Here is a 25,647-nt window from a genome sequence, read left to right on the forward strand (position 1 = left end):
CATGGCGCAATGCATGGCGGCTGACGGATCCTTGCGATCCACGCTGTCAGCCGCACGCAAGAGCATCATGCGCGACGCATCAAGCTCGGTGACCATGTCGGCCAGCTTGAACTGGGTGGCCTGGAAGTCTGCGATATTGCGACCGAACTGGCTGCGCTCCTTGGCGTATTGTGTGGCGAGATCCACGGCTTCCGCGGCGCCGCCCAGCGAACAGGCGCCGATATTGATGCGACCGCCATTCAGGCCCTGCATGGCGAAGCCGAAGCCCTGCCCTTCCTCACCGATCCGGTTCTCGACCGGCACACGGCAATCTTCAAAGGTGACCACGCGGGTCGGCTGGGAATTCCAGCCCATCTTGCGCTCATTCGCCCCGAAGCTCAGGCCGGGCGTGTCCTTCTCCACGATGATTGTGGAAATGCCCTTGGGGCCATCCTCGCCGGTGCGGCACATCACGGCGTAAAGATCGCTCGTCCCTGCGCCGGATATGAAGGCCTTCGAGCCATTAAGCACATAATGATCGCCATCCCGCACCGCCTTGGTGCGCAGATTGGCGGCGTCGGACCCTGCGCCCGGCTCGGTCAGGCAATAGGATGCGATCTTGTCCATCCGGGTCATTTCAGGCAGCCAGCGCTGGCGCTGTTCGTCATTGCCCCAGCTGTCGATCATCCAGCTGACCATGTTGTGGATGGAGATGAAGGCTGCAGTGGATACGCAACCGCGCGAAAGTTGTTCAAAGATCAGGGCTGCATCAACCCGGCTCATGGCCGACCCGCCTACATCCTCACGGGTGTAGATGCCGGCGAACCCCATCTCGGCCGCCTCGCGCAGCACATCCACGGGGAAGTGCTTGTCCTCGTCCCATTGCGCCGCATGGGGCTTGAGACGATCGTCGGCGAACTTGCGGGCTGCGTCCTGAATCAGCGCTTGCTCTTCTGACAGCTCGAAATGCACGGGGAAACCTCCTAAACAGACCGGGTTGGACCGGCTCCGACCGCGAAAAACGCGATGTGTTCTGATTTGCTGCAAGCGAGATAGACCAAGATGGCCGCTTTTCCCACCACCCGTATGCGCCGAATGCGCGCTCATGACTGGTCTCGCCGCCTGATGCGCGAACATGCGCTGACGCCGAACGACCTGATCTGGACGCTGGTGGTGTCTGACAAGGCGGACCCGACCGAGCCTGTCGCCTCCATGCCGGGCGTGGAGCGCCTGAGCGTGAAGGCGGCCGCCGACGCGGCCCGTCGGGCCCGCGATCTGGGCATTCCGGCCATTGCGATCTTCCCCCATATCGATCCGTCCCTGAAGGATGAAAACGGGCGTGAGGCGGACAATCCGGACGGTCTGGTGGCGCAGGCCATCAAGGCGATGAAGGATGCGGCTCCTGAAGTGGGAATCATCTGCGACGTCGCGCTCGACCCCTTCACCGACCATGGCCATGACGGTTTGATCGAGGATGGCGTCATCCTCAATGACGCGACAGTCGAACGCCTGTGCAGCCAGGCGCTCATGCAGGCGGCTTCGGGCGCCGACGTGGTCGCTCCGTCGGACATGATGGATGGGCGAATCGGATCGATTCGCGAGGCGCTCGACGCTGAGGGCTTCCAGGACACGATGATCATGTCCTACGCCGCAAAATACGCTTCGGCCTTCTATGGCCCCTATCGCGACGCCATTGGCAGCGCCACCGCGCTCCAGGGCGACAAGAAGACCTACCAGATGGACCCCGCCAATACCGACGAGGCGATCCGCGAAGTCGCGCTCGATATCGATGAAGGCGCGGACATGATCATGGTCAAACCGGGATTGCCCTATCTCGATATCGTGGCGCGCCTGAAAGCGACCTTCGAGATGCCGACCTATGCCTTTCAGGTCTCGGGCGAATACGCCATGATCCAGGCCGCCGCGCAAAACGGCTGGATTGATGGCGAACGCGCCATGCTCGAAAGCCTCCTGGCGTTCAAACGCGCCGGCGCAGACGGCGTCCTGACCTATTTTGCACCGAAAGCGGCGGAACTCCTCAATGGCTAAGCGTCCCGAAACTCTCGCCGCCCAGGCCCTGCATCAGACCGACCGGGAGACCGGCGCGGTGATCCCGCCTGTCCACCCCGCCACCACGTTCATGCGCGACCAGAAGAACGCGCTGGTGGGCGAGATGGATTATCGCCGCCCTCAGGGCCCGACCGAAGTGCAGGCCGCCAAGGTCCTGGCCGCTCTTGAGAATGCTGCGGATGCGCGCCTGTTCAGCTCCGGCCTGGCGGCGATCTCCGCCGTGCTCGACACGCTGGAGGTCGGCGCGCATGTGGTTGCGCAGACCGAGATGTATTACGGCGCGAAGAAGCTCCTGCATCACCTCGCCTCAAAGGGCCTCATCTCGCTGAGCTTCTTTGAACCGCACGATATCAATGGTCTGAAAAAAGCGGTCCAGGGCGGCCGGACCGAGCTTGTGTGGATCGAGACGCCCGCCAACCCCAGCTGGGCGATCGTCGATATCGCGCGCGCCGCCGAGATCGCGCATGAGGCCGGGGCGATGCTGGGCGTTGACAGCACATGCGCCCCGCCCTGCACCACACGCGCTCTGGATCTGGGGGCCGACCTCGTCATGCATTCGGCCACCAAATATCTCAACGGGCATTCCGACGTGCTGATGGGGGCTGTGGCGACGAAGGAACACAATGAGCGTTGGGAAAGACTGTGCACGGGACACAGCCTGTCAGGGGCGATCCCGAGCGCGTTCGACAGCTGGCTGATGATGCGTGGCCTGCGCACCCTGTTCGTCCGTTACGAACGCCAGAGTCGCAACGCCATGCAGCTCGCGCAGACCCTGAGCCAGCACAAGGCGGTCAGCCATGTGCTCTATCCTGGTCTGGAAAGCCATCCGGGCCATGCCGTCGCCGCGCGTCAGATGACGGGCGGTTTTGGCGGCCTTCTCTCGATCCGGCTCAAGGGCGGCGCGGATGCAGCACGCAAGCTGTGCGCCTCCACCAGGGTGTTCCTGCAAGCCACATCCATTGGCGGCGTGGAGAGCCTGATCGAGCATCGCAAGCCGATTGAAGGGCCTAGCAGCCCGACACCGGACGATCTTGTACGGCTGTCATGCGGAATAGAAGCGGCTGAAGACCTGATAGACGACCTTGTGGTTGTTCTTGACCATCTGTGATATACCTCAGAGACGAATTCGCATGTTTTGAGGATTATTATGTACAGGTGTCCGAATTGTCAGACGCCGCTTGAAGTGTCCGCACTTTTCAGCCTGATCTCATCCAGACACGCACGATGTTCGACGTGCGGTCACCTCTATCGATGGGAGTTTTCGCCGCCCATCTTGTTGTTGATGCTGGCTCTGGTCGGGACAAGCGCAATTGGATTGATGCTGACTTTGCAGCAGATCAGCACAGGCATCCTTCTGGTCGGCGTCGCCGCCATCGCAGCGGCGTCCGCCTATCTCGCGACTTGCGCGGTGCGTCCCGTCATCCGCTAGTCCACGCGTCCGATCGGCGGGATCGACCATCTGAACTGGATTGCGCAACCCCGCAGCACAAACGCTGCGAGGGCGGCCCCGACAGCCGCGGCGCCGGTCGGAACATCCAGAGAGACGGCGCCCACATAGACCGACGCGCCAAAAAGCGCCGCGAGCGCATACACGTCCGCGCGCAGGATCAGCGGCACATCATTGACTATGATGTCGCGCACCAGCCCGCCGAATGCGGCGCTCATCACCCCTGTCACCAACGCAATGGTCCAGTGCGCGCCCGCCGTCAGGCCTGCCTGGGCTCCCAGCACGCAGAACACCGCCAGTCCCGCGCCGTCCGCCCAGACAAGGGCGCGATAGCGCGCGCCCTCTTCACCCCGCACGAGTTCGGAGCCGTAATAGCCAATCACGCCGCCCGCGAGCGCGAGCAGAAGATAATGCGGCGCATCGATCCAGTAGACCGGCAACCGCCCCAGCAGCATGTCGCGCAGCGTGCCGCCGCCCATGCCGGTGACAGCGCCGATCACGGCGGCGCCGAACGGATCGAGATGCTTGCGCGCCGACAGGATTCCGCCTGAGAGGGCGAACACGAAGATGCCGATATAGTTCAGGGTCAGGAACACGAAGGCGACATTCATAGCTGGACACCCTCACCGCCCGTCGCCGCGAAATGGGCCGCCAGCGCAGACAGGATCACGATCAGGGTGATCCAGACGCCTGCATTCACATAGACCGAGCGCTTGGCGGATCGGCGCTCCAGCCAGGTGCGCGGCCTCACGCCCTTGAAATAGTAGACCATGAGCGCGCTGAGATTGACCGCCACCACATTGATCGACAGGAGCAGGGTCGCCCGCCCGGCCAGCTCCCACGCCCCGCTGCCCGCGAGCAAGCCTGCAGCGGAGGCCGGCGGCAACAGCGCCACCGCCACCATCACGCCCACGAGCGCGGCCGGCAGACCGGTCGCGATCGACAAGGCGGCGGCCGCGCCCGCGGCCAAGGCGAGCGCTGCGGAGTCAGGTCCCACCACGGTGCGGCTCATCAGCTCGTCGGAAAACAGATTGGGTTCGTAGATCAGCCCCACCACGAAACTGAGCGCCAGCCCCAGGGCGAGGCCCGTGACAGCCGTCTTCGCCGCTTTCAGCATCAAGGCCAGATCACCCAGGGCGGATCCGAAGGAAAAGGCGAGGATGGGCCCCAGCAGCGGCGCGATCACCATGGCCCCGATCACCGCGGCGACATTGTCCGCAGACAGGCCGAACACCACCACGACCGTGGACAGCGCGGTCAGCATCAGGAAGTCGGAATTGATCTCGGCGCCCTTGGCGATGTCCTGATACATCTCCTCGCGCAACGCCAGACGACGCTTTGTGCGAGTCTCCTCGTCAGGGTTTTCCTCAAGGCGCGGCACGCTCGCCTCGATGGGTATGACGACGAGCCGCCAGTTCTGCTCGCCCTCCAGAATGGCCTGGACGGCATCGATCGCCTTTTGTCCATCCCCGTCCCGAAACGTCAGGCGCAACAGGCGCTTGCCCTGATTGTCCGGCTCGGTCAGGCGATGGTCGAGCGGATTGGTCTTCAAGGTGGCCTTGAGGATCGGCTGGACTTTCTCGCCATCGGGAAAGGTGACTTCAATCAGGCGCATGAGCGTCAGGTCCGATCGGCGTTTTCCAGACGGGCGATCAGGCTGGAGGTGTCCCAGCGATCCCCGCCCATGGCCTCGATCTCGGCATAGAACTGATCAACCAGCGCTGCCGCCGGCAGGCGCGCACCATTGTTGCGCGCCTCTTCGAGTGCAATTCGAAGATCCTTGCGCATCCAGTTCACTGCAAATCCGAAATTGAATTCACCGTTGACCATGGTCTGCCAGCGGTTCTCCATCTGCCAGCTTTGAGCAGCGCCCTTGGAGACTGCGGAGATCACCGTTTCCGGATCAAGTCCCGCGCGCTTGGCGAAGTGAAGGCCCTCGGCCAGCCCTTGCACCACACCGGCGATGCAGATCTGGTTGACCATCTTTGTCAGCTGGCCTGCGCCTGCCGGTCCGGCGTGGACCATGGCCTTGGCGTAACAGCTCATGATCGCTTCGGCCTTCGCGAACACCTCCGGCTCGCCGCCGCACATGATCGACAACTGGCCATTCTCGGCGCCCGCCTGACCGCCGGAGACCGGCGCGTCGAGGAAGCCGATGCCCATCGCTTTCGCCGTTTCAGCGAGTTGACGCGCCAGCTCGGCGGACGCCGTGGTGTGATCGACCAGCGCCGCGCCCGACTTCATGGCAGGCAAGGCCAGATCCGCCACCACACGCACATCTGGATCGTCACCCAGGCACATGAAGACGCAATCGGCGCCATCGACCGCCGCTTCCACAGAGTCGCAGGCCGCGCCGTCATACCTCGTCGCCCAGTCTCTCGCCTTCTTCGCCGTGCGGTTCCACACCCTGACCTCATGACCGGCCTTGCTCAGATGCCCCGCCATGGGGAACCCCATCACGCCAAGACCCAGGAATGCGACAACCGCCATTTTATGCTCCTTCAAGGCCGCTACCGGCCAATTGCTCGTCCAGACTGCGGGTCCTGTCCGCCATCACATCGCCTGTGTGCTTGGTCTCGACCGGCTCGACCAGCATGACCCAGCATTCCTCTTGCGCGACGGGATTGTGCTGGACGCCTTTGGGAACGACATGCATGTCGCCTTCGGACAGGGCCACAGTCCTGTCCTCATATTGCATCTCTAGCCGCCCCTTCACGATGAAGAACAACTCGTCCTCTTGCGCATGATCATGCCAGACAAACTCGCCCTTGAGCTTGGCGAGCTTGACATACTGGTCATTGACACGGGCGATGACCCGCGGCGACCAGTGCTCGTGGATTTGGGCGAACTCGGCCTCTAGGCGTTTGACGTCTGCGAACATGATGCTGTCTCAGATCTGCTTGTAACCCGAACGAACGAAAACCAGCGCTTCTGCATCCCGCGGCCGGTCCACGTTCAGCACTTCGCCCAGAATGATCTCATGGTCGCCGCCAGGCATGACGGCATGGCGACGGCATTCAAAACGCGCAATCGCGTCCTTGAGCAGGGGCGCGCCATTGTCCGCCAGCGTCCACTGGCCTCCATTGGCGTGAAGATCGTCATTGCGCGCACAGGCGGCGGACAGATCCGCCTGATCGGCCGCGAGGATGTTCACGGCGAAGTTCTGCGCATTCAGGAAGCGATCATAGCGATGACTATCCTTGGCGAGCGACCAGAGGATCAGCGGCGGATCCAGGGACACCGAGGCGAACGAATTGATCGTCATCGCCCGCGCAGACCCTTCATCCATAACCGTGATCAGGGCCACTCCGGTCGCGAAGCGGCCAAGGCAATCACGGAATTCGCGCTCGAACAGTGACAAATTTCACTCCTGATTCGTTTTGACAACGCAGATTTAACCCTGTTGCGCCAAGGTGTCCGCCAGAAAAGCCGAAGGTGGGTGGATATGAGTTCGGATCAACCGATCGTCATCAAGAAAGTCAAGAAGGGCGGCGGCCATGGTCACCATGGCGGCGCCTGGAAGGTCGCCTATGCCGACTTCGTGACGGCAATGATGGCGTTCTTCCTCATGATGTGGCTGATCAATAACACAGAACCCGAACAGCGTCAGGGCATCGCGGACTATTTCGCACCCGCAAGCGTCAGCCGCACCACGTCCGGTTCGGGCGGCGTTCTGGGCGGCACCAGCTTTGGCGATGACGGCGCGCGGGGATCAGGTTCCTCCTCCATCGTTGAACGCCTCGCGCCCCGCTCCGAACAGGATGTCTCACGCGAACAGGAGGCCGATCAGGCCTCAGGCGCAGCCGGCGGCCAGCCCGAGGCGTCCTCTGACGCCTTCGCCAGCGCCGTCGCGCGTCGTGAAGCGGCGCAATTCGCAAGCGCCGAGCAATCCCTGCGTCAGGCGCTGCAGGACATGCCCGAACTCGCCGAGCTGTCGCGTCATGTCCTCATTGAGGAAACGCCTGAAGGGCTGCGCATCCAGCTGATCGACCAGGAAGGCCGCCCGATGTTCGAGCCGGGCGCGATCGAACCCAACAGCCGCGCCCGCGTGTTGTTGCGCACGATCTCCGAGATCGTTCTGCGCCTGCCGAACCGGATCACGATTTCCGGCCATACCGACGCCAGCCCGGCTCCGGTCGGCGGCGTGTCCAACTGGGAATTGTCCTCCGCGCGCGCCAACGCCGCGCTGAACATCATGACCGAGGCCGGCATTCCCGATCACCGGATTGCGGAAGTCCGCGGCAAGGCCGGCGCCGAGCCGCTCTTCCCCGACGACCCCTATCTGCCGGGCAATCGACGCCTGTCGATCACGCTGCTGCGTGAAGCGCCCGCCATACCGCCGGGTCACTCCCTCTAGCCCTCCACACCCGATTGGCCCGGATGCAGCGCTTGACGCTCGCATCCGGGCGCAAAGACGTTAACCTGAAGCCTTTGGCGCGAATCCGCGTGCGGCAAGAGTGACAGGCATGGACGATCTTTCCGTCCTTTCGGACTGGCGGATGTGGGCGGTACTGCTCGGCGTTTGCGGAGCCATCGTCTTTTACTGCTGGGAAAAGTTCGCCCTCGAGCTGGTCTCGGTGGTGATCCTGTGCGTCGCTCTTGTCTTCTTCGAGTTCTTCGGCGCGCCGGATGCGCCCACAGCCGCCACGCTGCTGGCCGGATTCGCCAATCCGGCGCTTCTGACCATCATGGCGCTGCTCGTCGTGGGTCAGGGCATCTTCCACACCGGCGCGCTGGACGGACCGACCCGGACGCTTCTGTCGATGTTCGACGTGCGGCCCAAGCTGACCATCATCACGCTGTTCGCGCTGGTCTTCGGGGTCTCCGCCTTCATCAACAATACGCCTGTCGTGGTGATGTTCATTCCCATTCTGGGCGCTGTGGCGGCGCGGATGGGAGGGTCGGCGTCCATCTTCATGATGCCGCTCAGCTTTGTGTGCATCTTCGCGGGCATGACCACGCTGATCGGCTCGTCCACCAACCTTCTTGTGGCGGACAGCCTGCTGGCGACCACGGGGGAGAAGCTGGGCTTCTTCGAGCCGGGCCGCATCGGCATGATCCTCTCTGCGGTGGGCATACTCTACATCACCTTCATCATGCCCCGACTCTTGCCCGAGCGGGAGGAAGCCGAGGACGACAAGGGCGGCTCCCCCGGCAAGCAGTATATCGCCCAGATCGAAGTCACGGCCGGTCACCCCATGATCGGCGCCAAACCGGTCGCCGGCATGTTCACCGAGCTGGGCGACATCACCGTGCGCATGATCCAGCGCGGAGAGGACGCCTTCCTGCCGCCCTTTGACGAGATCGAGCTCAAGCAGGGTGATCTCATCATCATCGCGGCGACGCGCAAGAAACTGACCGAACTGCTCTCGAGCCGGGCCGAATTTGTTGAGGGCGTTCTGCGCTCGGCCGGCCCCGCCGACCTGCCCACCCGGGGCGAACGCCTGGCTCTGACAGAAGCGGTGGTGTCTCCCGGCTCACGCCTGATCGGCCGCACCGTGCGTCAGATCGGGTTCCGTCACGCGGTGGGCGCCATCGTGCTGGGCGTGCAGCGCCGCTCGCGCATGATCCGGGCGAAGTTGGGGGAAATCCGTCTCGAGGCCGGCGATGTCCTCTTGCTGTTCGGCGGCGCGGACGCCATGCGTCGCTTGCGTCTGGACCGGGACGTGCTGCTGATGGACTGGGCGACGTCAGACCTGCCCGACATCCGCAAGGCCTCGATCGCCCGGCTCATTCTGGCGGGCGTCATTCTCACCGCTTCCACCGGCATCCTGCCCATTGTGGCCGCGTCGCTTATCGGCGCCGCCGCGATGATCGGCACGGGATGTCTGAATGTGCGCCAGGCTGCTCGCGCCTTCGACCTCAAGCTCTACCTGCTCATCGGATCGGCGTTCGCCCTTGGAACAGCGATGGAAGCGACCGGCGGCGCCGCCGTGCTCGCCATGGGCGTGGTGCATGTGTTCTCCCCCCTCGGAACGACGGCGCTGGTCTCTGCGCTGTTCTTCCTGGTGATGGTGCTGACCAACGTGCTCTCCAACAACGCCACCGCGATCCTGTTCACACCCATCGCAGTCACGGCGGCCAATTCGGTGGGCGCAGACCCGCACCTGTTCGCCTTGACGGTGCTGTTCGCCGCCAACACCTGCTTCGCTACCCCGATCGGCTATCAGACCAATCTTCTGGTCATGGGGCCCGGCAAATACCGGTTCGCCGACTTCATTCGCGCCGGCGCGCCGCTCGCTGTCTTGATCTGGCTGGCCTTCACGGTTTTGGTGGCGATCAGTTTCACGCTGACCTAGCTCAGGTTAGACTGGCTCGACTCGTAACGCGCAGAGGATGTCCGTGACCCGACCGTTCGCCACCCGTCAATTGCCGTTCTTCCTGACGGCGCCGACGCCCTGCCCCTATCTTGAGGGCCGGATGGAGCGGAAGATCTTCACGCGCGTGGACAATGACCAGACCGCGCATCTGAACAACATCCTCACCCATGCCGGCTTTCGGCGGTCCCAGTCCATTCTCTACCGTCCGGCCTGCGAGCTGTGTTCGGCGTGCAAATCGGCGCGCATTCCGGTCGCCGACTTCGAACCCTCGCGCACCCAACGACGGGTGTCCCGGCGGAATGCGGACCTCTTGCGTATGGCGCGTCCGGCCGAAGCCATGCCCGAGCAGTTCGCGCTTCTAAGCCGCTATCTCAATACGCGTCATGGCGACGGCGACATGGCGGGGATGGATTTCTTCGACTTCGCGTCGATGGTCGAGGACGGGTCGGAACAGACCGAACTGGTGGAATACCGCGATAGCGCAGGCCAGCTCATCGCCTGCGTTCTCGTTGACCGGCTGATCGACGGGTTCTCGCTGGTCTACAGCTTCTTTGCGCCGGAACGCGCGAAGGACAGCCTCGGGGCCCATATCATTCTGGACCACGTGGAAAGGGCGAAGGCGGAAAACCTGCCGTTCGTGTATCTGGGATACTGGGTGCAAGGCAGTCCGAAAATGGACTACAAGGCTCAGTACAAACCGCTTGAAGTGCTTGAACCTGAAGGCTGGCGCATATTGCAGCCGCCCGGGGACGCGCACGATTGATCAGACGCAACACCGGATGAGGACCTGAACCATAATCAGGCCATCCAAGGGGGAGGAACCATGGATCGTCGTACATTCCTGTCCGGCGCGGCGGTGGTCGCCGCTGGCGCCGCATCGGCCTGTTCTCAGGAAAATGGCGCGCAGAGCGCTCCGGCCGCCCCGGCGGTGAACCGCAATCGCACGCGCCGTTTGCGCATGGTCACCACCTGGCCCACCGGATTTCCGGGACTGGGTTCGGCGGCGGAGCGCACCGCGCAATTCATCACCGAGATGAGCGGCGGCGCTCTGGACGTCGAGGTCTATGGCGCAGGTGAGATCGTGGGCGCGTTCGAGGTCTTCGACGCAGTCTCGAACGGCGTCGCCGACATGTATCATGGCGCGGAATACTACTGGCAGGGCCGCTCGCCCGCCTTCAACTTCTATTGCGCCGTCCCCATGGGCATGACCGCCCATGAAATCATGGGCTGGGTCGAATATGGCGGCGGTCAGGAGCTCTGGGAGGAGTTGTCCGGCCAGTTCGGCCTGATCGCCTTCCAGGCCGGCAATTCGGGCCACCAGATGGGCGGCTGGTTCAAGCGCGAGGTGAACACGCTCGAGGATTTCCGCGGCCTGCGCATGCGCATTCCGGGCCTGGGCGGTTCGGTGCTGCGCGAACTGGGCGGCGCCGCCGTGGCGCTGTCGGGCGGCGAGATCTATCAATCCCTGCAATCGGGCGCGATCGACGCCACCGAATGGGTGGGCCCGTGGAACGATCTGGCGTTCGGCTTCTATCGTGAGGCGCCCTATTATTACGGTCCGGGATTCCACGAGCCGGGCTCGGCGCTCGCCGTCGGCCTGAATCGCGGCGTCTGGGACTCCCTGCCCGCCGATCAGCAGGCCATCGTCCGCGCTGCAGCGCGCGCCGCCAACAACCAGTCGCTCGCCGAATTCACCTATCAGAACGGCCTCGCCTTGCGCACCCTGACGGGAGAGCATGGCGTGCAGCTGCGTCAGTTCTCTGAAGAGATCTGGCGCGAAGTCGGGCGCATTTCCGAACAGGTGGTGGCCGATACGGCAAATGCCGATCCGCTCAGCCGTCGCGTCTATGAGAGCTATCGCGAAGCGCGCCGTCTGGGACGGGACTGGGCCAATGTGTCCGAAGCGCCCTATTATCAGAACCGCGAACTCGTGCTTGGTCGCTAGACCATGAAGCTCGCCGACCTCCTGTTGCTCGCCCTGATCGGGATCACGGTCCTGTTGCTCGGTGTGGACGCTATCAGCGGCGGAGCCGTGGGCGCCCTTCTGGACGCCCATCTGCGCGGTGTCGCCGCCCAGGCCGGCACGGGGCTCGGCTGGCTCGGTCTGGGACTCAGCCCGTTTCTTCTCATCGCCCTTCTGAGCGCGCTCTACGGGCGTTTCAGAGGCTTGCCGCAGCCGGTTTCAAAGCTCTTGAGACGTCTGATCGCGCTCTTTGATGCGATCTCCCTGACCGTCGGGGACATGGTGCGCTGGGCGGCGCTGGGCCTTGTTCTCGTGACCGGCCTGATCGTCGTGCAGCGCTATGTCTTCGGCGTCTCGATCACCAAGCTGCAGGAAAGCGTGATCTATCTTCACGCGATCCTGTTCCTGCTGTCGAGCGCGGCGACGCTCTATCATGGCGGCCATGTCCGCGTGGACATTCTCTACACAAGGCTGTCCGAGCGCGGCAAAGCCTGGACGGACCTTCTGGGCGTCTATCTGGCGCTCATTCCGATGTGCTGGCTGATCCTGATGACGTCCGAAAGCTATGTGGGCGGCGCCTGGCGCATTCTCGAGCGCTCGCGCGAAAGCGACGGCCTGCCGCTGGTCTTCCTTCTGAAAACCGCCATTCCAGTCTTCGCCGTGATGATGATCGCGCAGGGTTTCGCCATGGCCTCTCGCGCCGCCCTGACCCTGTCTGGCGAGACGCCGCCGCCTGCCGGCCAAGATGATGCAGAACATGAGCTTTAGAGGCTAATCCATGGACTTGATTATCTCTCTTCTGCCCTTCGCCATGTTCGTTGCAGCGTTTGTGGCCTTGCTGCGCGGCTTTCCCGTGGCGTTCACGCTGGCGGGCGTCGGGCTTGCCTTCGCCCTCATCGGACTGGCGCTGGGGCTCTTTGACCCCTTCCATCTGCGCGCCTTCCCGCAGCGCATCTACGGCAACATCATGGAGATGGACAAAGCCATTCTCGTGGCCGTGCCGCTCTTCGTGTTCATGGGAGTGATGCTGGAAAAATCCCGCATCGCCGAACAATTGCTCGACGCCATGGGCTCGCTCTTCGGCTCGCTACGCGGCGGACTGGGGATCTCTGTCGTGATTGTGGGCGCACTGCTCGCCGCCTCCACCGGCATTGTCGGCGCCACGGTGGTGACCATGGGCCTTCTGTCCCTGCCCACCATGCTCAAGCGCGGCTATTCGCCCTCACTGGCGGCGGGCTCGATCGCCGCGGCCGGCACGCTCGGCCAGATCATTCCGCCCTCCATCGTTCTGGTGCTGCTGGGCGATCAACTCTCATCCGCCTATGCCGAGGCGCAGCGCGCCCAGGGCATCTTCTCGCCCGACATCGTCTCTGTGGGCGATCTCTTCGCAGGGGCTTTGATCCCGGGTTTGCTGCTGGTGGTGGTCTATGTGCTCTATCAGGTCGGCGTCGCGATCCTTCGCCCGTCCGCCTCGCCCGCCATTCCGAAAGAGGAGATGCACGCGGACTGGGGCAAGCTGCTGCAGGCGCTCGTCCCGCCGCTCATCCTGATCATCGCGGTGCTGGGCTCGATCTTGGGCGGTCTCGCCACCCCGACCGAGGCGGCAGGCGTGGGCGCTCTGGGCGCGATACTTCTCGCGGGCTATCGCAATAGCGGCGCGACGCGCAATCCCGTCTTTGGCCAGCGCCTGATCCTTCTCAGCGCCATCGCCCTCTTCGCCCTGTTGCTCTCACCCTTGCTTTTTGATCTGCGGGCAGGCGCGACGGTGCTTCAGACCGGCGTGGCCTACGCCCTCTCCGCGCTCGCCATTCTCGGCGTGCTCTTCGCCTGCATCCGGTTGTTCCGAACCGGCGTGCTCGACGCTGTCATGCGGTCCACCGCGCAAATCTCGGCCATGGTGTTCGTCATCCTGATCGGGGCGAGCCTGTTCGCGCTCGTCTTCCGAGAGCTCGGCGGAGACCACACCGTCCGCGCGGCGCTCGAGGCCGCGCCCGGCGGCGCGACCGGCGCGCTCATCGTGGTCATGGTGGTGATGTTCCTGCTGGGCTTCTTCCTCGACTTCATCGAGATCACATTCGTCGTGGTGCCGATCGTTGCGCCCGTCCTGTTCATGATGGGCGTGGATCCGGTCTGGCTCGGCGTGATGATGGCGCTCAATCTTCAGACCAGCTTCCTGACCCCGCCCTTCGGCTTTGCGCTGTTCTATCTGCGCGGCGTCGCGCCGCCGGAAGTGACTTCAGCCGCGATCTATCGGGGCGCGGCGCCTTTCGTCATAATCCAGCTTCTGATGATCGCGACCGTGGCGGCTCTGCCCTGGCTCGCGACAGCGCTGCCTGGACTGCTTTATGACTGACGACACAGAGACGGACTCATCCTCTGGAGACAGCAATCTGTCCGCCCTGATGTCGGACCGGCAGGCGCTGCAGCGGGTCTTCATCGTGCTGCTGGCGCTGGGCGTCTCGGTCATCTTCATCTGGATGATCCGCGGCTTTCTCAGCCCGCTTTTCATGGCGGCGGTCTTTGCGATGTTCCTCAACCCCGTGCATCGTTTCCTCAAACCCATCACCTTCGGCTCTTCATCTGCAGCCGCGGGCCTTGTGTTGGTTCTGGCCGTCTTCGTCGTCCTGATCCCGCTGACCGCCATCCTCGCGCTCGTGGCCGATCAGGCCGTGCAGGTGACCGGCACGGTCGCGCCCTGGCTGCAAGAACAGATCCGGCTCATCCGCGAAGGCGACATCGAGGCCCTGCCCGACTGGCTGCCCTTCCGTGAAAGTCTCGCCCCTTACCAACAGGACATCACCAATCAGGCTGCACAATTCGCCTCCAATGCCGGCGGCTGGCTGGTGGACGGTTTGCGCAAGGCCACATCGGGAACCTTCGGAGCGTTTCTCGATCTGGTGGTGATGCTGTTCGCGCTGTTCTTCTTTCTCACGCGTGGGCCGTCGCTGGCCGAGCACGGCCTCAAGCTGATGCCCATGCCGCGAGAGGATCGCGATCTGCTGGTCGAGCGCGCCATGTCGACCATTCGCGCCACGGTGAAGGGCACGTTCGTCATCGCCATCATCCAGGGCGTGCTGACAGGCATCGCGCTCGCGCTCGCCGGCGTGCCCGGCGCGCTGTTCTGGGCGACCGTGACGACCGTGCTGTCGGTCATTCCGGGCATAGGACCGCCTCTGGTCTGGGGACCGGCGGGCATCTGGCTGATCGCCAGCGGTCATTATGTCGCCGGCGGCCTTCTGATCGCCTGGGGCGCGCTGGTGGTGGGTCTGATCGACAATCTGCTGCGCCCGCGCCTCGTGGGTCAGGACGCAAAGCTGCCGGACCTGATGATCCTGATCTCCACGCTGGGCGGGCTGACGCTGTTTGGCGCGGTGGGGATCATTGTCGGACCGATGATCGCCGCCCTCTTCTCCTCGATCTGGTATCTCTACGCCCAGTCCTATGCGCTCTTGCTCAGCGAGGACCATCCCGAAGAGCTGAGGGACTAGGCTCAGATTTCAGGGATCGAGGTCTCGCGCACCCGTCGATGACCGCCCGCATAGTCGACCAGCGCCTCGATGCGTTTCTCGATGGGCGGGTGCGTGGCGAAGAGGCCCGCGAAACTCGCCTGGGTCTCATTGTCGATGAACATCTGACGCACCTCCTTGGGCGCGTCCTTGATCTCGCTATGGCCGGAGATTTTCTCCAAGGCCGAAATCATGGCGTCCGGGTTTTTCGTCAGCTCCACCGCGCCTGCGTCCGCCATGTATTCGCGAGAACGGGAAAGCGCGAAACGGATGACGATGGCGAGGCCATACGCCAACGCCACGATCAGGCCCGCCACCAGCAGAATGACGCCCGCATTGCCGGACCGGCCGCGTCTGCCGCCCCCGGCGCGCGACAGGGAGCCGTAGAACACGCTGCGAGCGGCGATCTCCACGGTGAAGGAGATGATGCCGACAAAGATCACCGCTATGACCAGCAGGCGCACATCACGGTTGATCACATGGCTCAACTCATGGGCCAGCACCGCTTCGAGCTCATCGCGATCCAGCCGCTCCATCAGGCCGCGCGTGACGGTGATCACGGCTTTCTTCTCGCTCAGGCCGGACGCATAGGCGTTCAGCGCATCGGTCTCGATAACGCGCAGCGACGGCATCGGCATGCCGCGCGAAATCGTGAGGTTCTCAAGAAGGTTGTAAAGCTCGGGCGCGTCGGTGCGACTGACTTTCCTCGCCCCGGTCGAGGCGTCGATAATCGCCTGATGACTGAACCAGGCGATGGCGAACCAGATCGCCACCCCGATCACCACAAAGGGAAAGGCGCTGAGCGTCCAGTCGAGCGCCGCCAGCATCACGTCCTCGCCCGCGCCGCCCTTGACCGTGGGCGCGCCCGGCTCGACCAGGATCAGCGCCGCCGCGAAGACGAGCGCCAGGACCAGAACCGGAAATCCGGCCAGCAGCAGGATGGATTTGAGGTTGTTGTTCCAGATATGGGTGCGCAGGCCCGTGGCGGCGATCATCATGCGCCTCCCTCAGACCTGCGCATCGCCCTAGAACTTCACCGACGGCGCAGCGTTGACCGCCGCGCGTTCATTGGCGGCGACTTCAAAGAAGTCCGCCTCGTTGAAGCCGAATGAGTTCGCCAGGATCACCGCCGGGAACTGCTCGCGCGCCGTGTTGTATTCGCTGACCGCATTGTTGAAGAAGCGGCGCGCGGCGGCGATCTTGTTCTCAAGATCGGCGAGCTCGTTCTGCAGCGACAGGAAGTTCTGGTTCGCCTTCAGATCCGGATAGCTTTCAGACAGCGCGAAGAGCTGACGCAGCGCGCCGGACAGCACGTTCTCGGCCTGGGCCAGGTCCTTGACCGAACTGGCGTCCACCGCCTGCTGGCGGGCCTTCACGACGCTTTCCAGCGTCTCTTTCTCGTGACCGGCATAGCCCTTGACGGTCTCGACAAGGTTCGGAACCAGATCGTGCCGCTGCTTGAGCTGCACATCGATATCGCCCCAGGCCTGGCGCGTCGTCTGACGCAGCGCCACCAGCCGGTTGTAGATCATCATCACGAACAGGCCGATCAGGACGATCACACCGAAAACAATCAGCAATTCCATGTAACGCTCCTTGATGGCGCTGAGGGGAAACCCATCAAAGCCTTACTCCGATTGGGGGAGAAGGCCAAGTTATGGTTCGGTAAAAGCCCTAACGTCCGCCAAAGCTCTTTGATGAGAAGCCGCGGGGGGCGAGCTTGCCGGCCTGGGCGCGCTTGCCTTCGTAATAGCGCCAGTCTTCCACAAGATGGCGACGGCCCGCCGGATCGACCCGCACAAGGCCCTCTTCGGCATTGAACACGGTGATGTCGGCGACCTCGCCCGCCTTTCCGCCCAGAAGGCGCACGCCCTTGCCGCGCACCATTTCAGGGATCTCGTCAGCGGCGAAGACCAGAAGCTTCTTGTTCTCGCCCAGCACCGCAATGCGGTCGCCCGTCATGGGCAGGGCCATCATGGCCTTGTGCCCGGCGATAACGTTGAGCACCTGCCGGCCCGCGCGCTTGATGGCGGGCAGTTCCTTCTCCGCCACCACAAAACCATGCCCGGAGGTGGAGGCCAGCAGCAGCTTGCGATCAGGCGAGTATTTGAACAGCGCGACCGGCTCGGCGCTCTCATCCATGTCGATCAACAGACGTACCGGCTCGCCAAAACCGCGCCCGCCGGGAAGCTTGGAGGCGTCCAGCGTATAGACCCGGCCATCGGTGGTGAGCATCAGGATCTTGTCGGTCGTCTCGGCCTTTAGCGAGAAGGCGGTTTCGTCGCCATCCTTGTGCTTGATGCCCGTGACGTCATCGGTATGGCCCTTGAGCGCGCGCACCCAGCCCATGCGCGACAGCACAATGGTGATCGGCTCGCGCGGGATCAGCGCTTCCTCGACCATGTCGGCGAGGTCGGCCGCCGGGGCGTCTGCAAAGGTCGTGCGGCGCTTGCCCAGCTCGGTGTTCGGGCCGAAGCGCTTCTTCACGTCCGCGACTTCGCTGTCGACCTTCTTCCACTGCAGGCTTTCATCGGCAATCAGCGCATTGAGCTCGTCGCGCTCGCCTTCCAGACGGGACTGCTCGTCACGGATTTCCATTTCCTCGAGCTTGCGCAAGCTGCGCAGACGCATGTTGAGGATGGCCTCGGCCTGACGGTCGGTCAGGGAGAAGGTCTTGATCAGTTCATCCTTGGGATGATCCTCGAACCGGATGATCCGGATGACCTCATCGAGATTGAGATAGGCGACCATGAAGCCCGACAGGACTTCCAACCGGTCTTCCACATGCTCAAGGCGCGTCGTCGCGCGGCGCACCACCACAACCCGGCGGTGGTCGAGCCAGATCTGCAGCGCCTCCTTCAGACCCACCACGCGCGGCGCGCCTGTGGGGTCCAGCACGTTCAGGTTCAGCGCAAAGCGGACCTCGAGATCAGTGAGCTTGAACACGGACTCCATCAGGAGCGCGGGATCAATCGTGCGCGATTTGGGCTCCAGGATCAGGCGCACATCCTCGGCGCTCTCATCCATGACATCGGCGAGCAGCGGCAGTTTCTTCTGGTCCAGAAGCGCGGCGATGCGCTCGATCAGCTTGGCCTTCTGCACGAGATACGGAATCTCGGTGACGACGATCTGCCACTGGCCGCGGCCAAGCTCCTCGACCTCCCAGCGGGCGCGCAGGCGGAAGCCGCCCCGGCCTGTTTCATAGGCCTCGAGGATGTTCTCGCGCGTCTCCACGCACACCCCGCCCGTGGGGAAATCCGGGCCCTGCACATAGTTCAGAAGGGTCTCGGTGGCGGCGCCCGGCGTCTTGATCAGATGACGGGCGGCGTCACACAGCTCTGCGGCGTTGTGAGGCGGGATATTGGTCGCCATGCCCACCGCGATGCCGGCGGAACCATTCGCGAGCAGGTTCGGGAAGGCCGCAGGCAGGACCAGCGGCTCCTTGTCCTCGCCGTCATAGGTCTCGCGAAAATCGACCGTGCCTTCGTCATAATCCTGCAGGATGAGGATCGCGGCTTCGGTCAGACGCGCTTCGGTGTATCGCATGGCCGCGGCGCCATCGCCGTCCACATTGCCGAAATTGCCCTGACCTTCGACCAGCGGATAGCGCGAGGCGAAATCCTGCGCCAGACGCACCAGCGCCTCATACACCGCCTGATCGCCATGGGGATGGAACCGGCCGATAACGTCGCCGACCACGCGGGCGCATTTCTTGAAGGCGGTGTCGGGCGACAGCTTGAGAAGCCGCATGGCGTAGAGAAGACGGCGGTGAACCGGCTTCAGACCGTCGCGCGCATCGGGCAAGGCCCGCTGGGTGATGGTGGAGAGCGCATAGGCGAGATAGCGCGAGGAGAGCGCGTCATTGAAGCTCTCATCGAAGATACGGCCGCCATCGCCGGGAAATTGCTCGCCCATCCAGATCCCCTCAGGTCATCCAAGTGATTCGATCACACCCCAGTATGGAGCGGATCGCCCTGTCAGGGCAGGTCAGGACGCAGGCTTTTCAACAGTTGTTGCTTCGGACTCAAAGCCGCCCGACAGCCTCTAGCCGTTCGATCATCCGCGTGCGGGCGTCCGGCAGCATGCGATCAGCGGGCCAGAGCACGCGGCGTTCGATGAAATGGGCGGTCAGTTTCAGCCCTGCCCCCACATCGCCCTCGGACACCTGCCCGCCGCCCTTCATGAAGCCCGGCAGCGCCAGCATGCGGTCCCTGTAGGGCTCGCCCGCCTCGGCGCTGACCGCCCGCCCGGATTTGGGGCTGACATAGACCAGCCCGGTCTCAACGCCTGTCGCCGCGCAACGCCGCAGATCGAGGCCATATCCCAGATCCGCCAGAAGCCCGGCCTCCCATCGCACATAGAGCGCAGGCCAGAGATCAGGGTCTTCCAGCGCGCTGATCAGCACTTCAAACGCGTCGGCGACGGCCGGGTGCTCTTCACGTTCGGGCAGGCAGATCGAGGCCATGGCGCAGGCGGCGTTCAGCCCTGAAAGCGCCAGCGGGTCTTCCATGAGAACGCCGGCGGAAAGGTCTTCAGCCTCGACCGCAAACCCGCCCAGATGGCTTTCGAGTCGGGCGCGCCAGACCGCGCGGATGCGATTGCCCGGCTGCAATATGGGCCGCATCGCCTTGGACCGACCGCCGCGCACCAGACCGGCATGACGGCCATGCTCCGCCGTCAGCACCTCGATCACCGCGCTCGTCTCCCCATGGGGGCGCACGGCGACGATCCGGCCTGAGGCGGTCCATTCCATCAGGCGTCGAAATCGAGCCCGAGCGCGTTGAAGCGGGCGCGCTCATCGCCCCAGTTCGGGCGCACCTTCACGAACAGGAAGAGGTGCACCTTGCGATCAAGCTGCTCTTCAAGATCGGTGCGCGCGGCGGTGGAGACCCATTTGATGGTCTGTCCGCCCTTGCCCAGAATGATCGGTTTGTGGCCTTCGCGCTCGACATAAACGGTCTGCTCGATCCGGACCGAGCCGTCCTTGTTGTCCTTCCAGCTGTCGGTCTCCACTGTCAGCCCGTAGGGCAGCTCGTCATGAACGCGCAGATAGAGCTTTTCGCGTGTGACTTCAGCGGCCAGCATGCGCTCGGACAAGTCTGCAATCTGGTCCTCGGGATAGAGGTACGGGCTTTCCGGCATCAGGGTGACGAGGAAGTCCGCCAGGTCCTTGATGCGGTCGCCATTGCTTGCGCTGATCATGAAGACATCGCTGTAAACACCTGTTTCAAAGAGTTTTTGCGATAAATCAAGAAGCTCTTCGCGTTTGATCAGGTCGATCTTGTTGAGCACCAGAACGGCCTTCAGCTCATGCGCTTTGAGGCCGTCGATCACACGCTCCACATCCTCGACGGTGCGGCGCGCCTGGCTCAGCTGGGCGGCCGCGTCGACCACATGGACAATCGCGTCCGCATCATCCGCGCCTTCCCAGGCGCTGGCCACCATGGCGCGATCCAGACGCCGACGCGGCGCGAACACGCCGGGCGTGTCCACAAGCACCAGCTGGGCGGAGCCGTGCATCATCACGCCGCGCACCTGGAAGCGCGTGGTCTGGACCTTGGGGGTGACGATGGAGACCTTGCGGCCCACCAGCGCGTTCACAAGGGTGGATTTTCCGGCGTTCGGCGCGCCAATGATGGCGACAAAGCCGGCGCGCGTCGCATTCTGATCAGCCATCTGCGGCCTCCCGTTTGAGCATTTCCGAGGCCGCGGCGCGTTGGGCGTCCTGTTTGGACCCGCCCTCGCCGCGCGCCGGCGCGACGCCGTCGAGCCGGACTTCAATTTCAAAGACCGGACGATGGTCCGGCCCCTTGCGCGCCACAGTCTCATAGACCGGCACGCCATAGCCTTTTTGCGCCGCCCATTCCTGAAGCTGGGACTTGGCGTCCTTGGGGCGGCGGGTCAGCTGGTCAATCTCATCCGCCCAGAAGGTCGTGAAGAACGCCCAGGCGGCGTCCAGCCCGCCATCAAGATACAACGCCCCGATCACCGCTTCACACGCATCGGCGATGATGGATTCCTTCTCGCGTCCGCCCAGGCGTTCCTCGGCAGCGGACAGCCGAAGCCCTTCGCCCAGATCGCAGCGCCGTGCGGCGCGTGCGCAGGCGGACTTATTGACGACCGCATTGAGACGCTGGGCGAGACCACCCTCTTCGAGGTTGGGAAAGGTCTCATACAGGCGCTGGCTCGCCATCAGCCCCAGCACGCGGTCTCCGAGAAACTCAAGACGCTCGTTGGAGGCCGCCCGAGAGCGGCCATCGCCGTGCGAGGCATGGGTCAGCGCACGCTCGAGAAGCTCCCGGTCCTTGAACCGGTAGTTGATGCGCGCTTCAAAATCTTTGATCCGATCACTCATGATACGGGCTTCATTCTCTCAAGCCGGCCCCGGGTCAACCGCTTCAATCACCACAAAGGCCTGCGCATAGGGCGGCTCATCACTCATGGTCAGGTGAAACCGGGCGGCGCGGTCTTGCGGGATGCGCGCCGCCAGCTGGGCCTGCGCTTCACCGGTCAGGGTGATCACCGGTCTGCCGCCCTTCAGGTTCAGCACCTCGATATCGGTGAAGCTGACCCCGCGCCACAGACCGCCCCCAATGGCCTTTGCGCAGGCTTCCTTGGCGGCGAACCGCTTGGCGTAGGTGTTGATCCGGCCCGGACGCCCTTCCGCGCGGGCCTGCTCGGCCCTGGTATAGATCCGATCGAGAAACCGCGCGCCGAACCGCTCGATCGCACGCTCGATCCGGCGAATATCGGTCAGGTCGGATCCGACGCCCAGAATCACAGGGCGCTCTCCGCGCGCGCCTCGTCCATCAGCGCGCGCATGCGCTTCACGGCCGCGTCGAGTCCGGTGAAGATCGCCTCGCCGATCAGGAAATGGCCAATATTGAGCTCGGCGATCTCGGCAATGGCTGCGACCGGTTTCACATTGTCAAACGTCAGACCGTGCCCGGCATGAGGCTCCAGCCCCCGCTTGCGCGCCTCGACGGCCGCCATCCGGATGCGCTCAAGCTCTGCCGCCGCGGCATCCTGACCGCCTTCGAGCCAGAGCTCGGCATAGCGGCCCGTATGCAGCTCCACCACCGGCGCGCCAAGAACTTCCGCCACAGCGATCTGCACCGGGTCGGGTTCGATGAAGAGAGAGACCCGGCAGCCTGCGTCTGAGAGCTGGCGGACCACGGGCGCGATCTGGTGATGCAGACCGGCGACATCGAGTCCGCCTTCCGTGGTCCGCTCTTCCCGCTTTTCAGGAACGATGCAGGCCGCATGTGGCTTGAAGCCGACCGCAATCGCGGTCATCTCTTCAGTCGCCGCCATTTCAAGATTGATGGGCAAATCAGAGGCTTGTCGCACCTGCTGAAGATCCGCGTCCTGGATATGCCGCCGGTCTTCGCGCAAATGGATTGTCAGACCGTCGGCGCCGGCCGCCTGGGCCATGGCCGCCGCGCGTGCGGGGTCGGGATGCAGACCGCCGCGGGCGTTCCTGATGGTCGCCACATGGTCGATATTCAGTCCCAGTCGCTGGCGCGGCGCGCTCATCAGGCCAGTCCCCGGCTGCCCGGCTTGATGGCCGGTATCCGTTCCAGCTCTTCAGGCAGATCGTCTGCGGGATAGGCCGGGAAGTTCACGGTTGCGAGCGCCACCAGAGGCACGCCCACATCGGCCTTGCCGCCCGAACGGTCCACGAGACAGCCTTCAGCGACAACCTTGGCGCCCGATTTCTCGATGGCGGTGATGCATTCGCGCGAGCTGAGCCCGGTGGTGACAATATCCTCGATCACCAACACCCGATCCGCCGCCGTGAGCTCAAAGCCGCGACGCAGGGCGAATTCGCCATTTTCGCGTTCGACGAACATGAAGGGCAACGCCATGTGACGGCTGGTTTCATAGCCCGGGATGATCCCGCCCATGGCGGGCGAGACGATAGCGGTGAACGGGCCATGACCTGCCGCCTTCAACGCCTCGGCCAGCGCCTTGCACAGGCGTTCGGTTCGCGCCGCATCGCGAAACACCAGGGCCTTTTGCAAAAAGACCGGACTGCGCAGCCCGGACGAGAGAATGAAATGACCTTCAAGAAGGGCGCCCGCCTCCTTGAACTCCGCCAGCACGTCCTCGGTGGTCATGCGGTCTCCTTTAAGGCAGGGTCTTCGGACAGGCGCGCACGCTCGGCCGAGACGACACGGTCGCTGGTCTTCAGCGCCGATACGATATTGTTCAGGTGGCGCGCGTCAAAGACCTCGACGTCAAACGCCATCTCGAAGAAATCTCGCGTGCGGGTCAGCGTCTTCACATCCGTGATATTGCCGCGCGCGTCGCCCACAACGCCGGCGATCTCCGCCAGCACGCCCGGCTCGTTGCGGACCGTGGCGTGGATCCGCCCCACCGAGACGCCGCGCGTATCCGCCTCCGGCGTCCATTTGAGATCGATCCAGTTGGCAAGACTGGCCTCATCTTCCCAGGCGGCCAGACGCTCGCAATCAATCACATGCACCTGCACGCCGCGGCCCGGCTGCAACACGCCCACAATCCGGTCTCCCGGCATGGGGGAGCAGCATTCGGCGAAATGCAGGGACACGCCCGGCGTCAAGCCGCGGCCATGGACAAACAGGGCGCCCTTCTCGTCCTCGATCAGTTCGCGATCCGAAACGCTGTCGCCGCGATGCTCGCGCTGGCCTGGGAAGACCGCGTCGAGCATTTCCGATGAACTGACAGTGCCGCGCCCCAAAGCGATCAGCAGGGCCTCCGGCGTTTCAAGCTCCAGCCGCTTCAGGGCGTCGCCCAGGGCGTTCTCGCGGAATTCCTTGCCTTCACGGGCGAAGGCGTGCTCGGCGATGACCCGTCCGATACGAGCGAACTCCTCGCTCTCGGACTCGCGGATCAGCTTGCGGATGGCGGCGCGGGCGCGCCCTGTAACGGCCACCTCCTCCCAGCCCGCAGGCGGCTGGCGCTCGCCCCCTTTGACGATCTCCACCACATCGCCATTGGACAGGCGCTGGCGCAGCGGGCGTTCGCGACCATTGATGCGGGCGCCGATGGCGGTGTAGCCGAGCTCGGTATGCACGGCGAAGGCGAAATCGAGCGGGGTCGCTCCGCTCGGCAGCGCGATCAGGCGGCCCTTGGGCGTGAAGCAATAGACTTGGTCGGAAAACATCTCGAGCTTGGCGTGCTCGAGAAATTCATCCGGGTCCCCGCCCTGCTCCAGGATCTCGACGAAGGGACGCAGGCGATCCAGCGGATCGCCGCCCGCCTCGCGCGCCGCCTTGGGATCATAGGCATAGCCGTTTTCGGTCTTGTAGCGCCAGTGCGCCGCAACGCCCGTATCAGCGACACGCTCCATCTCCTCGGTGCGGATCTGAAGCTCGACGCGAATATTGCCCGGCCCGATGATCGTGGTGTGCAGCGAGCGGTAATTGTTGGGTTTGGGCGTGGAGATGTAATCGTGGAAACGCTCGGGCACGCAGCGCCAGGTCCGGTGCACCACGCCGAGAGCGGCGTAACAGTCTTCCGGGGTCTCGGTGAGGATCCGGAAGGCGTAGATGTCGGCGATATCGTCGAAGGAGACGCCCTTCTTCTCAAGCTTTCGCCAGATCGAATAGGGCCGTTTCTCACGGCCGAAGACGCGGCATTCGATGCCCGCCTCGGTCAGTCGCTCTGACAGCGTCGAGGACACGATGGCCACAGCATCCGCGCGGGTTTCGCGCAATTCGGTCAGGCGGCGGGTGACAGACTCATAGGCGGCCGGATTGACGTTCTTGAAGGACAGGTTCTCGAGCTCGACGCAGACCCGGTTCACACCAATGCGTCGCGCAAGGGGCGCATAGATTTCAAGGGTCTCCAGCGCGATGCGCTCACGCTTTTCCGGCTTGGGCACATAATGCAGCGTACGCATGTTGTGCAGGCGGTCGCACAGCTTGACGAGAAGCACCCGGACATCACGGGTGATCGCCACGACCAGCTTCTGGAGGTTTTCAGCCTGCTTGGTGCGCTTGGAGGCGAGCTCCATCTGCCCCAGCTTGGTGACGCCGTCGACCAGCTTGGCCACATCGGATCCGAAAAGACGCTCGATGTCCTCAAGCGTCGCCGGCGTGTCCTCGACCGTGTCGTGCAGGAGCCCCGTGCACACCGTCGCCACGTCAAGGCGCAGCTCCGCCAGCAACATGGCGACCGCGACGACGTGGGAATAGTAGGGCTGCCCGGACTGGCGCGTCTGACCCTCATGGCTGTCGCGCGCAAAATCGTAGGCGCGACGGATCAGCTCCGCGTCAGCCTGAGGGTAATACGCCTGAACGCGCGCAACCAGATCGTCGGCGCTCGGGATTGCGTCGGCGGAAGCGAGCGCAGACGGAGACGCCAGCGCACTCATGA

General features: G+C 63.9%; 26 protein-coding genes. 10 read left to right on the plus strand and 16 right to left on the minus strand.

Going from position 1 to position 25,647, the window contains the following annotated elements:
* On the minus strand, positions 1-951 hold a 951-nt coding region (locus tag B2Z70_RS07295; protein WP_292982162.1), incomplete at its 3' end, for an acyl-CoA dehydrogenase family protein.
* Positions 952-1,041: 90 nt separating this feature from the next.
* Between B2Z70_RS07295 and hemB the strand changes: the two genes are divergently transcribed.
* The 3 genes from hemB to B2Z70_RS15480 are packed head-to-tail and all read left to right on the plus strand — an operon-like array spanning position 1,042 to position 3,478.
* Positions 1,042-2,028: a porphobilinogen synthase gene (gene hemB / locus B2Z70_RS07300; RefSeq protein ID WP_292982163.1), complete on the plus strand. Its 987-nt coding sequence runs from the start codon at positions 1,042-1,044 to the stop codon at positions 2,026-2,028.
* On the plus strand, positions 2,021-3,157 hold the full coding sequence (locus tag B2Z70_RS07305; RefSeq protein WP_009800786.1) for a trans-sulfuration enzyme family protein: 1,137 nt from the start codon (positions 2,021-2,023) through the stop codon (positions 3,155-3,157). The genes hemB and B2Z70_RS07305 overlap by 8 nt, the downstream gene beginning before the upstream one ends.
* A gap of 39 nt (positions 3,158-3,196) precedes the next feature.
* Positions 3,197-3,478 carry an MJ0042-type zinc finger domain-containing protein gene (locus B2Z70_RS15480; protein WP_518167575.1) on the plus strand — a complete coding sequence of 94 codons (282 nt, stop codon included), beginning with the start codon at positions 3,197-3,199 and terminating at the stop codon, positions 3,476-3,478.
* On the opposite strand, the gene B2Z70_RS07310 is transcribed toward B2Z70_RS15480, so the two are convergent.
* From B2Z70_RS07310 to B2Z70_RS07330, 5 genes are read right to left on the minus strand one after another with little or no spacing between them, the layout of a single operon-like run.
* The gene (locus B2Z70_RS07310; RefSeq protein ID WP_009800784.1) at positions 3,475-4,107 is read right to left on the minus strand and encodes a trimeric intracellular cation channel family protein; all 633 of its coding nucleotides are present in this window, start codon (positions 4,105-4,107) and stop codon (positions 3,475-3,477) included. The two genes, B2Z70_RS15480 and B2Z70_RS07310, sit on opposite strands and share 4 nt — an antisense overlap.
* On the minus strand, positions 4,104-5,111 hold the full coding sequence (locus B2Z70_RS07315) for a TIGR00341 family protein (protein ID WP_009800783.1): 1,008 nt from the start codon (positions 5,109-5,111) through the stop codon (positions 4,104-4,106). The genes B2Z70_RS07310 and B2Z70_RS07315 overlap by 4 nt, the downstream gene beginning before the upstream one ends.
* 5 nt (positions 5,112-5,116) lie before the next feature.
* A complete protein-coding gene (locus B2Z70_RS07320; RefSeq protein WP_292982164.1) occupies positions 5,117-5,986 on the minus strand; it encodes an NAD(P)-dependent oxidoreductase in 870 nt (289 codons plus the stop codon).
* A 1-nt stretch (position 5,987) separates the two neighbouring features.
* The gene (locus tag B2Z70_RS07325) at positions 5,988-6,377 is read right to left on the minus strand and encodes a cupin domain-containing protein (protein ID WP_292982165.1); all 390 of its coding nucleotides are present in this window, start codon (positions 6,375-6,377) and stop codon (positions 5,988-5,990) included.
* Between the two features lie 9 nt (positions 6,378-6,386).
* A complete protein-coding gene (locus tag B2Z70_RS07330; RefSeq protein ID WP_292982166.1) occupies positions 6,387-6,857 on the minus strand; it encodes a flavin reductase family protein in 471 nt (156 codons plus the stop codon).
* Between the two features lie 84 nt (positions 6,858-6,941).
* Here B2Z70_RS07330 and B2Z70_RS07335 point away from each other — a divergent pair, with 84 nt between their 5' ends.
* The 7 genes from B2Z70_RS07335 (at position 6,942) to B2Z70_RS07365 (ending at position 15,267) form a co-directional block, all read left to right on the plus strand.
* Positions 6,942-7,853, plus strand: a complete 912-nt coding sequence (locus tag B2Z70_RS07335; protein ID WP_292982167.1) for a flagellar motor protein MotB — start codon at positions 6,942-6,944, stop codon at positions 7,851-7,853.
* Positions 7,854-7,962: 109 nt separating this feature from the next.
* Positions 7,963-9,795 (plus strand): SLC13 family permease, encoded by a 1,833-nt coding sequence (locus B2Z70_RS07340; protein ID WP_292982168.1) that lies wholly within the window; start codon positions 7,963-7,965, stop codon positions 9,793-9,795.
* Positions 9,796-9,832: 37 nt separating this feature from the next.
* Positions 9,833-10,579, plus strand: a complete 747-nt coding sequence (locus tag B2Z70_RS07345; protein WP_009800777.1) for an arginyltransferase — start codon at positions 9,833-9,835, stop codon at positions 10,577-10,579.
* Positions 10,580-10,639: 60 nt separating this feature from the next.
* On the plus strand, positions 10,640-11,761 hold the full coding sequence (locus tag B2Z70_RS07350) for a TRAP transporter substrate-binding protein (protein WP_009800776.1): 1,122 nt from the start codon (positions 10,640-10,642) through the stop codon (positions 11,759-11,761).
* Positions 11,762-11,764: 3 nt separating this feature from the next.
* Positions 11,765-12,547, plus strand: a complete 783-nt coding sequence (locus tag B2Z70_RS07355) for a TRAP transporter small permease subunit (RefSeq protein ID WP_292982169.1) — start codon at positions 11,765-11,767, stop codon at positions 12,545-12,547.
* Positions 12,548-12,557: 10 nt separating this feature from the next.
* A complete protein-coding gene (locus B2Z70_RS07360) occupies positions 12,558-14,132 on the plus strand; it encodes a TRAP transporter large permease (protein ID WP_292982170.1) in 1,575 nt (524 codons plus the stop codon).
* Positions 14,125-15,267: an AI-2E family transporter gene (locus B2Z70_RS07365; RefSeq protein ID WP_292982171.1), complete on the plus strand. Its 1,143-nt coding sequence runs from the start codon at positions 14,125-14,127 to the stop codon at positions 15,265-15,267. The genes B2Z70_RS07360 and B2Z70_RS07365 overlap by 8 nt, the downstream gene beginning before the upstream one ends.
* A gap of 2 nt (positions 15,268-15,269) precedes the next feature.
* On the opposite strand, the gene B2Z70_RS07370 is transcribed toward B2Z70_RS07365, so the two are convergent.
* The 10 genes from B2Z70_RS07370 to B2Z70_RS07415 form a co-directional block, all read right to left on the minus strand.
* Complete coding sequence (locus B2Z70_RS07370) at positions 15,270-16,283, minus strand: M48 family metallopeptidase (protein WP_292982172.1); 1,014 nt, start codon at positions 16,281-16,283, stop codon at positions 15,270-15,272.
* Positions 16,284-16,310: 27 nt separating this feature from the next.
* Positions 16,311-16,871, minus strand: coding sequence for a LemA family protein (locus B2Z70_RS07375; RefSeq protein WP_292982173.1), 561 nt, complete (start codon positions 16,869-16,871; stop codon positions 16,311-16,313).
* Between the two features lie 88 nt (positions 16,872-16,959).
* A complete protein-coding gene (parC, locus tag B2Z70_RS07380) occupies positions 16,960-19,200 on the minus strand; it encodes a DNA topoisomerase IV subunit A (RefSeq protein ID WP_292982174.1) in 2,241 nt (746 codons plus the stop codon).
* Positions 19,201-19,309: 109 nt separating this feature from the next.
* A complete protein-coding gene (gene recO / locus B2Z70_RS07385) occupies positions 19,310-20,038 on the minus strand; it encodes a DNA repair protein RecO (RefSeq protein WP_009800769.1) in 729 nt (242 codons plus the stop codon).
* Positions 20,038-20,961 (minus strand): GTPase Era, encoded by a 924-nt coding sequence (era, locus tag B2Z70_RS07390; protein ID WP_292982175.1) that lies wholly within the window; start codon positions 20,959-20,961, stop codon positions 20,038-20,040. The genes recO and era overlap by 1 nt, the downstream gene beginning before the upstream one ends.
* The gene (gene rnc, locus B2Z70_RS07395) at positions 20,954-21,640 is read right to left on the minus strand and encodes a ribonuclease III (protein WP_009800767.1); all 687 of its coding nucleotides are present in this window, start codon (positions 21,638-21,640) and stop codon (positions 20,954-20,956) included. The genes era and rnc overlap by 8 nt, the downstream gene beginning before the upstream one ends.
* A gap of 18 nt (positions 21,641-21,658) precedes the next feature.
* Entirely contained in the window at positions 21,659-22,066 is a 408-nt protein-coding gene (gene acpS, locus B2Z70_RS07400) for a holo-ACP synthase (RefSeq protein ID WP_009800766.1), read from the minus strand.
* Complete coding sequence (locus B2Z70_RS07405) at positions 22,063-22,821, minus strand: pyridoxine 5'-phosphate synthase (protein WP_292982176.1); 759 nt, start codon at positions 22,819-22,821, stop codon at positions 22,063-22,065. The genes acpS and B2Z70_RS07405 overlap by 4 nt, the downstream gene beginning before the upstream one ends.
* Entirely contained in the window at positions 22,821-23,405 is a 585-nt protein-coding gene (pyrE, locus tag B2Z70_RS07410; protein WP_292982177.1) for an orotate phosphoribosyltransferase, read from the minus strand. The genes B2Z70_RS07405 and pyrE overlap by 1 nt, the downstream gene beginning before the upstream one ends.
* Positions 23,402-25,645: a RelA/SpoT family protein gene (locus B2Z70_RS07415; RefSeq protein ID WP_292982178.1), complete on the minus strand. Its 2,244-nt coding sequence runs from the start codon at positions 25,643-25,645 to the stop codon at positions 23,402-23,404. Before B2Z70_RS07415 ends, pyrE begins: the two co-directional genes overlap by 4 nt.
* Positions 25,646-25,647 lie beyond the last annotated feature (2 nt).

The sequence above is a fragment of the Oceanicaulis sp. UBA6590 genome (assembly GCF_002433705.1).
Taxonomy (GTDB): Bacteria; Pseudomonadota; Alphaproteobacteria; order Caulobacterales; family Maricaulaceae; genus Oceanicaulis.

Excerpts from the sequence above, each read along its gene's own strand:
- hemB (WP_292982163.1), top strand. The coding sequence starts at position 1,042 with ATGGCCGCTTTTCCCACCACCCGTATGCGCCGAATGCGCGCTCATGAC.
- B2Z70_RS07305 (WP_009800786.1), top strand. The coding sequence starts at position 2,021 with ATGGCTAAGCGTCCCGAAACTCTCGCCGCCCAGGCCCTGCATCAGACC.
- B2Z70_RS15480 (WP_518167575.1), top strand. The coding sequence starts at position 3,197 with ATGTACAGGTGTCCGAATTGTCAGACGCCGCTTGAAGTGTCCGCACTT.
- B2Z70_RS07310 (WP_009800784.1), bottom strand. The coding sequence starts at position 4,107 with ATGAATGTCGCCTTCGTGTTCCTGACCCTGAACTATATCGGCATCTTC.
- B2Z70_RS07315 (WP_009800783.1), bottom strand. The coding sequence starts at position 5,111 with ATGCGCCTGATTGAAGTCACCTTTCCCGATGGCGAGAAAGTCCAGCCG.
- B2Z70_RS07320 (WP_292982164.1), bottom strand. The coding sequence starts at position 5,986 with ATGGCGGTTGTCGCATTCCTGGGTCTTGGCGTGATGGGGTTCCCCATG.
- B2Z70_RS07325 (WP_292982165.1), bottom strand. The coding sequence starts at position 6,377 with ATGTTCGCAGACGTCAAACGCCTAGAGGCCGAGTTCGCCCAAATCCAC.
- B2Z70_RS07335 (WP_292982167.1), top strand. The coding sequence starts at position 6,942 with ATGAGTTCGGATCAACCGATCGTCATCAAGAAAGTCAAGAAGGGCGGC.
- B2Z70_RS07340 (WP_292982168.1), top strand. The coding sequence starts at position 7,963 with ATGGACGATCTTTCCGTCCTTTCGGACTGGCGGATGTGGGCGGTACTG.
- B2Z70_RS07345 (WP_009800777.1), top strand. The coding sequence starts at position 9,833 with ATGTCCGTGACCCGACCGTTCGCCACCCGTCAATTGCCGTTCTTCCTG.
- B2Z70_RS07350 (WP_009800776.1), top strand. The coding sequence starts at position 10,640 with ATGGATCGTCGTACATTCCTGTCCGGCGCGGCGGTGGTCGCCGCTGGC.
- B2Z70_RS07355 (WP_292982169.1), top strand. The coding sequence starts at position 11,765 with ATGAAGCTCGCCGACCTCCTGTTGCTCGCCCTGATCGGGATCACGGTC.
- B2Z70_RS07360 (WP_292982170.1), top strand. The coding sequence starts at position 12,558 with ATGGACTTGATTATCTCTCTTCTGCCCTTCGCCATGTTCGTTGCAGCG.
- B2Z70_RS07365 (WP_292982171.1), top strand. The coding sequence starts at position 14,125 with ATGACTGACGACACAGAGACGGACTCATCCTCTGGAGACAGCAATCTG.
- B2Z70_RS07370 (WP_292982172.1), bottom strand. The coding sequence starts at position 16,283 with ATGATGATCGCCGCCACGGGCCTGCGCACCCATATCTGGAACAACAAC.
- B2Z70_RS07375 (WP_292982173.1), bottom strand. The coding sequence starts at position 16,871 with ATGGAATTGCTGATTGTTTTCGGTGTGATCGTCCTGATCGGCCTGTTC.
- parC (WP_292982174.1), bottom strand. The coding sequence starts at position 19,200 with ATGGGCGAGCAATTTCCCGGCGATGGCGGCCGTATCTTCGATGAGAGC.
- recO (WP_009800769.1), bottom strand. The coding sequence starts at position 20,038 with ATGGAATGGACCGCCTCAGGCCGGATCGTCGCCGTGCGCCCCCATGGG.
- era (WP_292982175.1), bottom strand. The coding sequence starts at position 20,961 with ATGGCTGATCAGAATGCGACGCGCGCCGGCTTTGTCGCCATCATTGGC.
- rnc (WP_009800767.1), bottom strand. The coding sequence starts at position 21,640 with ATGAGTGATCGGATCAAAGATTTTGAAGCGCGCATCAACTACCGGTTC.
- B2Z70_RS07405 (WP_292982176.1), bottom strand. The coding sequence starts at position 22,821 with ATGAGCGCGCCGCGCCAGCGACTGGGACTGAATATCGACCATGTGGCG.
- pyrE (WP_292982177.1), bottom strand. The coding sequence starts at position 23,405 with ATGACCACCGAGGACGTGCTGGCGGAGTTCAAGGAGGCGGGCGCCCTT.
- B2Z70_RS07415 (WP_292982178.1), bottom strand. The coding sequence starts at position 25,645 with ATGAGTGCGCTGGCGTCTCCGTCTGCGCTCGCTTCCGCCGACGCAATC.